This window comes from Methylobacterium variabile, from assembly GCF_001043975.1.
Lineage (GTDB): Bacteria > Pseudomonadota > Alphaproteobacteria > Rhizobiales > Beijerinckiaceae > Methylobacterium > Methylobacterium variabile.
The window spans coordinates 1-515 of the sequence record NZ_LABY01000445.1 but is presented as its reverse complement, the minus strand read 5'-3'; the positions used below and the strand labels follow the sequence as shown (position 1 = coordinate 515).

Genomic DNA, 515 nt, shown 5'->3' with positions numbered 1-515 from the left:
CGGCCTCGCCTTCGAGCCCACCGGCGGTGCCCTCTGGACCGCGGTCAACGAGCGCGACGAGATCGGCAGCGACCTCGTGCCCGATTACGTCACCTCGGTGAAGGAGGGCGGCTTTTATGGCTGGCCCTACAGCTATTGGGGCAAGCGCGTGGACGAGCGGGTCCAGCCGCAGAAGCCCGACCTCGTCGCCAAGGCCATCGCGCCGGACTACGCGGTCGGCACCCATACCGCGTCGCTCGGCATCGCCTTCTCCCACGGCTCGACCCTGCCGGCGGCGTGGACAGGCGGCCTCTTCGTGGCTCAGCACGGCTCATGGAACCGCCGCCCGAAGAGCGGCTACAAGGTGATCTACGTCCCCTTCAAGGACGGCAAACCCGCCGGCCAGCCGGTGGACGCCTTGACCGGCTTCCTCGATGCCGACGAGAGGGCGCAGGGGCGGCCCGTCGGCGTGATCCTGGACAAGACCGGGGCGCTGCTGGTGTCGGACGATGTGGGGAAGGTGATCTGGCGGGTGA

At 69.3% G+C, this 515-nt stretch carries 1 protein-coding gene; it reads left to right on the top strand.

Annotation, left to right across the window (positions count from 1 at the left end):
- On the top strand, positions 1 to 515 hold a 515-nt coding region (locus tag VQ02_RS33770), incomplete at both ends, for a PQQ-dependent sugar dehydrogenase (RefSeq protein ID WP_048448653.1).